The 6,175-nt window shown below is 52.8% G+C and carries 4 protein-coding genes and 1 riboswitch; of the genes, 1 reads left to right on the top strand and 3 read right to left on the bottom strand.

Annotated elements, in window-relative coordinates:
- On the top strand, positions 1-268 hold a 268-nt coding region (locus tag BLX24_RS32960), incomplete at its 5' end, for a hypothetical protein (protein ID WP_177225958.1).
- Between the two features lie 32 nt (positions 269-300).
- Here the strand turns inward: BLX24_RS32960 and BLX24_RS29275 are convergent.
- The 3 genes from BLX24_RS29275 to BLX24_RS29265 form a co-directional block, all read right to left on the bottom strand.
- Positions 301-522, bottom strand: coding sequence for a hypothetical protein (locus tag BLX24_RS29275; protein WP_071506773.1), 222 nt, complete (start codon positions 520-522; stop codon positions 301-303).
- A gap of 53 nt (positions 523-575) precedes the next feature.
- Complete coding sequence (metE, locus tag BLX24_RS29270) at positions 576-2,894, bottom strand: 5-methyltetrahydropteroyltriglutamate--homocysteine S-methyltransferase (protein WP_071506772.1); 2,319 nt, start codon at positions 2,892-2,894, stop codon at positions 576-578.
- A 151-nt stretch (positions 2,895-3,045) separates the two neighbouring features.
- A riboswitch (cobalamin riboswitch) is annotated at positions 3,046-3,245 on the bottom strand.
- A 131-nt stretch (positions 3,246-3,376) separates the two neighbouring features.
- Positions 3,377-6,016: a DUF7133 domain-containing protein gene (locus BLX24_RS29265; protein WP_071506771.1), complete on the bottom strand. Its 2,640-nt coding sequence runs from the start codon at positions 6,014-6,016 to the stop codon at positions 3,377-3,379.
- Positions 6,017-6,175 lie beyond the last annotated feature (159 nt).

Below are 6,175 nucleotides of genomic sequence, written 5' to 3'. Positions count from 1 at the left end.
CAACCGTGTGTTCAAAAACTGCTGCTCCGCCAAACCGGATTCCATTGATTTTACCAACTATGACCTGCTCGGCCTCTCAACCGTGAATCACGGCAGCAGCAGTACGTATACCCACGATGTAAAGCGGGATGATGCCACGAAGAAAATTACGTATACGGTTACCGAAAATTATTGCCGCAAAGCCTCTCCCGTCGACGGTCGCGGTAATTTTGTGCTCGTTCCGAAAATCCCCGAATCATATCAGATTGAGTACGTCCGGAATCAGTAAAAGGGTAGTCTGATCGTTGCCTGGAAACCGTGTCAGCCATTCATATCCCCGGAGTGACTAATCGTGAACTCCGTTGAGAACAAGACATTGTCTGCCGCATCAGGGTCTGTTTGCTGATGAATTCGGAGTTCGTTACGCAGCGATTGACTGACTTTGTTCAACAATTCCGAAAGGACAAATTCGTTAAGGATCGACGCCGGAATCCGGCCATTGGTATCCGATTTTTTCAGACTGATGGTCGCTTTGATTTGCATATTGCCGGGGAGAAAAACCCTCTGACCCGCAAAGAGTCAGAGGGTAAGATGGGTTAAACGAAGGCGGTAACTGTTTCACGGACCGACCGGGCCGCCTGAACCATGTTGATCAGTGCCTGTTTGGTCTCCGGCCACCGGCGGGTTTTCAGGCCACAGTCCGGATTTACCCAGATATTCCGGGCAGGCAATACCCCGGACGCCTTTTGCAGTAGTTCCACCATTTCGGCCACCGTCGGCACCCGCGGACTGTGAATGTCATACACACCGGGTCCGATCTCATTCGGGTAGTTAAACGCGGCAAACGCATCCAGCAATTCCATCTGTGAACGCGATGTCTCGATGGTGATCACATCGGCATCCATCCGCGCAATGTGTTCAATAATGTCGTTGAATTCGGAGTAGCACATATGCGTGTGAATCTGCGTATGGTCCTGCACACCCGAAGCCGATACGCGGAAGGCCTCCACGGCCCAGGTCAGGTATGCCTCCCGGTTTTCACGACGCAACGGTAACCCTTCCCGGATAGCCGGCTCATCGATCTGAATCACGTTGATGCCGGCCGCTTCGAGATCAACTACTTCATCGCGGATCGCCAGGGCAATCTGCAGGCAGGTATCCCGGCGGGGCTGATCGTCCCGGACAAACGACCATTGCAGAATCGTGACCGGCCCGGTCAGCATGCCTTTAACGGGTTTCGGGGTCAGTGACTGCGCATAGGCCGACCAGCGCACGGTCATCGGTGCCGGCCGCTCAACATCGCCGTAGATAATCGGGGGTTTTACGCAACGGGAGCCGTAACTCTGCACCCACCCGTTTTCACTGAAAATAAACCCGTCGAGTAGCTCGCCGAAATACTCAACCATGTCGTTCCGTTCGAACTCCCCGTGTACGAGCACATCCAGTCCGATTTCTTCCTGCCAGCGGATGGCCGCTTCGGTTTCCGTTTCAATAAACGCATCGTATTCAGCTACGGGTATCTGGCCTTTTTTCCGTTTTGCGCGGTAGCTCCGAACGCTTTCTGTCTGGGGAAACGAACCGATAGTGGTTGTCGGGTAAAGCGGCAAATCCAATGCCTGCGCCTGCACCGGTTGCCGGACAGAAAACGGGCTGTTACGGGCTGCATCAGCAGCGGTCAGGTTGGCAACGCGTTCTTTCACGGCAGGCTTATGAATACGGGCAGCCTGCCTGCGGTTGGCAATCAGCTGTTTATTACGGGCAAGCACCGCTAAAGCGGCCGCATCATCCGGATGGGCAAACAACGTCACAAGTGTTGACACTTCAGCCAGTTTCTGCTTTGCAAACGCCAGCCATTGCCGGACTTCCGGGTCTATATTCGTTTCAGCGTCCAGATCGCATGGTACGTGTAAAAGCGAGCATGAGGGAGCCACCAGAATCCGGTCTTTGCCCAGGGCATCCACAGCCCGCTGAATGAGCTGCTGCGCGTTTGCCAGGTCGTTGAGCCACACATTACGGCCGTCGACCACGCCAAGTGAAAGCTGCGTTTGCTGTTGTGCAAAATCTGTTTTCAGTATATCGTCCAGCTGACTCGGGCAGCGTACCAAATCAAGGTGAATGGCCGAAACCGGCAATGCCAGCACCGTTTCCAGGTTAGCACCGTAGCATTCAAAGTAACTGGCCAGCAAGACGTTAATTGCCGGAAATTGTTCATGGAACCAGCCATACACCTGCTGAATGGCGGCTTGTTGTTTAGTGGTCAAGTCGAGGGAAAGCACCGGTTCATCGAACTGTATCCAGTCGGCGCCCAGGGCCTGTAGCCGGATCAGGATTTGCTCATACACCGGCAGCAAGCGGTCGAGGAGATCAAGCCGGTCAAAGCCGGCTTCTTTTTCTTTACCCAGCAGCAGAAACGAAACCGGCCCTAACAGGACGGGTTTTGCCGCAGTACCTACAATGCCCTGTGCCTCAATAAATTCATTGAAAATCGTTTCCGAGGTCAGCGAAAAAGACTGATCAGCGGTAAATTCAGGGACGAGGTAATGGTAGTTGGTATCAAACCATTTGGTCATTTCCATGGCTTTCAGGTCGAAACCCTGCTGCTGATACCCGCGTGCCATGGCAAAATAAAGGTCAAGAGCTCCCGTTTGCGGTCGTTCTGCCAACGGTGTAAACCGCTTCGGAATGGCGCCGGTAGTCAGGCACATATCCAGTACCTGATCATAAAACGAGAAGTCGTTGCAGGGAATCCGTGCAATCCCTGCGGCGTGTTGGGTAAGCCAGTTGGTCCGGCGGATTTCGCGGCCGGTTGCTTCAAGCTGGTTTACATCGATGTTGCCGGCCCAGAATTGTTCACAGGCCCGTTTGAGTTCGCGGTGGCTACCGATTCGTGGATAGCCAAGGTTGTGTGCGATCATGTGTTTAATGAAAAAGTGATTGATCGCGTTCGTTGCCGAACTCCATACGCCAACCCGATTCCGTTTTCATTAGACATGACACACCTGTCCCGCCCTGCGTGGAGAGAAGAGAAAAGAAGGTCAATCGTGATGAGCCCGGGATCGTGTAGGCGCAATCAGCAAGGTTATGGCAAGTCTCCTGGCTTGTGACGGTATCTGTCATCCTTCTCACTACTTCAGGGGTAGCAATGGACATTGAGGACAAACCCTTTCCGATGGTCACATACAGTAGCAACGTCTGCTCGTGATTCTCACACGATTCCTTTTTCATCTTCTGAACCTCTCAGAAGAACCGTTAACCCGTTTGACAGAAAGCAAAGAACGTCGGGACAAACTAACCGGTAAAATTTCAGAATGACAAATGCCCGCCGAACCGGTTAATCCGGCCAGACGGGCATTTTCGTTGATTTACAATTATTTAAAATACTAAAATAAAGTGCGTCTTATTTTTTCTGCTGCGACAGAAAAGTAACCAAAGATGCGAATTCATCATACGATAACGCATTGGCGAGGCCCGCAGGCATCATGGATGTTTCGAGTTCTTCGCGCTTAATAATGTCCGATGCCTTGATGGTATACACCTGACCGGTGATGTCGCGCAGGACCAGCCGGCTGGCTGATTCTTCGGTGACGAAACCGGTATAGCTCTTTTTGCCTTTGGCCGTAATCATCACGGTAGCAAAGCCCTGCGAAATCGACGCATTCGGCTTCAGTACCGACTCGGCAATCTGCTCACGGGTCATGATCGAACCAATCTGCCCCATAAACGGCCCTTTCATCGGCTCGTTGCGGCTCAGGCTATGGCAGGCAATACAGCCTTGCTGCGTAAAGAGGGTTTTACCCAGCTTTGCATCACCCGGAATTCTGGCAATCGCCAGCATCACATCTTCAATCGACGACTCGCCGATCTGTCCTTTTTTGCTGCGGATTTTCTCAAGATCGATTTTCGTTTCTTCTTTTACCGCTGCCACTTCCTCTACCCCGAATTCAGGAATATCCAGCCGGAGACGGCTGTTCAAATCAACAAAATACTTTTTGTCGCCGATTGCTTTTGACTCGTCAATCAGGAACGACTTAATGGCCGGAGAGGCGGCCCATTCAACCGATTTGTAATACGGGCCATGCGTATCCGGACGGGTACTCCACCACCATGAACCATCGTAATCTGCTTCTTTTTTGTATAGCCGCGCCAGCGTCACCATGATCTGTTTCTTCAACTCAGGACTTGCTGCTTTTTTGTAGGCAGCCAGAAGACCGTCAACGGCTTTCTGGTCGTGCATGTAGCGCAGGGCCCAGAGAGCCAGCGTACTATTCGGAGAATCAATGGCTTTTACGCAGGCATCCACCGCGTGCAGACTCACGAGCGAGCGGACGGCAAGGTGCGGCAGAATGATCGCGGAATTTGGCGTGGCGTGCGGGCCTTCGGTACCCAATGCCGGAGCGACAAACGACGCCGGCACCTTTACCTGCAACAGGGCGGCTGTTGCTTCGGGCTTACCCATCCGGCCAAGACCGATAATGGCCGCCATCCGAACGTTATCGCTTGGGTCCTGCATGGCCTTCAGAAACACATCTGCCGGCACTTTTCCGGCCACTGCCCTGCGATCGGTCAACGCCCGTAAAGCATACGGGCGCATGGCTTCTTCCTGCGAAAGCGTGATGAGGTTGTTAATGCCCTCAGCACCCGACAGCTGTGCGTAGGTATACATGGCCGCCACACGGCCTTCCGGAGTTACCGATTTGTCCGTTGCGATTTTCCATGCCAGTTCCGTTGCTTTTTTAGGGTCACGGATTAACAATTCCTGCTGCGCTGCCAGCCGGGCGGCTGCACTGCCGGATACCAGCCAGTTGCCCAGCTCCTTCAACGATTCCTTTTGCGGGTTCGGGAATGCCTTATACGCCCATTTCTTTGGTACCACCCTGACAACAAAGCCCTTCGACGGGTTTCCCGAATAACCGGCACCGTCCCAGGCCGCCAGATACACGCGGCCCGAAGCATCAATATCGACATCGGTAATCTGAGCCAGCTTGATAAACTCCTCTTCCTGCTGGGTATAGGTTGGTCCGTCTGTCGTAACGCGGTGAATGTACAGTTGATTACGACCCCAGTCTGCCATCATCGGTACATTATTATACTGCGACGGCCAGGTGTTGTCGCTCATAAACAAAGACCCGGTCCCTGATCCGCCTCCGACATCAACCAGCGCCGGAATAATTTCATCCGTAAAATGCTTGAACAGAATCGGATAACCGTACTCTCCTGACTGAATCTGGTGGCTGAACCGGATATTCCAGCCCCCGCCGTCGTTGGTATTGTCGCGGGTAAACACGTTCATGAACGGATCAATGGCTACATCATAGATGTTCCGTAAGCCATGGCTGAAAACTTCCATTTCAGTGCCGTCCGGACGAACCCGCAGAATACCGCCGCCCAGCATCGTCAGCTTTTTACCGCTCCGGTCAATGGCGTTATGAAACCCGAAATCGCCGACCGCGATATAGATCCAGCCGTCAATACCCATCCGGATACCGTTGGTCGCGTGGTCGGTTCCACGGCTTTGCAGAAATTTCGGGTTACTGATATGTTCAATCAGCGGACGGGACGGTCCATCGGCAATACCGTCTTTATTTTTATCCTCAAAAACAACCAGATCCATGCCGGTCGCGATGCCGCTTTCCTTCGAAAAGACGGTATGAAGGACAAATACCTGATCGCCCCTCGCAATTATACCGCGCGGGTTGTCGACCATGGCAAACGTAGTATGCTGGTCGACCTTACCATCATTGTTTGTATCAACCAGGCGGACAATAGCCCCCTGGCCGGGCTTTTTCCCCAATGAGCCGATCTTGTCGACACCCACAAACACCTCACCCGTCGGGGCCACAGCCAGGCAGGCAGGGCTAGGTGTCAGGTCCGCGCTCGCAAAGTTAGCGACGGTTAGTTCGGCGGGCCATGCGGAGGCGTTTCGCAGGGTGTCGGCAGCGTGTGAGCGTTGGTAGGTCTCCGAAACGGTTTTGGTATCCATGCTTTTCCAGGAGAGCAGCAGAAAAGCCGTTAGAATGGGTAAGGTAACTTTTATCATTTTACGTTGAACTGTTACATGCGGAGTAACGCAACTATTCCGGAAAGAATAGTCATTTCGCGGCTCAATATACTCATTCAGGCAACAGAATCCTGCTGATGCCCGAAAACTCATTTAACCATACCGATAGACAGGCAATATCAACTTTCTGTCATACCC

The sequence above is a fragment of the Arsenicibacter rosenii genome (assembly GCF_001870735.1).
Lineage (GTDB): Bacteria > Bacteroidota > Bacteroidia > Cytophagales > Spirosomataceae > Arsenicibacter > Arsenicibacter rosenii.
The sequence above is the reverse complement of the archived record's forward strand: the minus strand, read 5'-3'. Positions and strand labels throughout refer to the sequence as shown.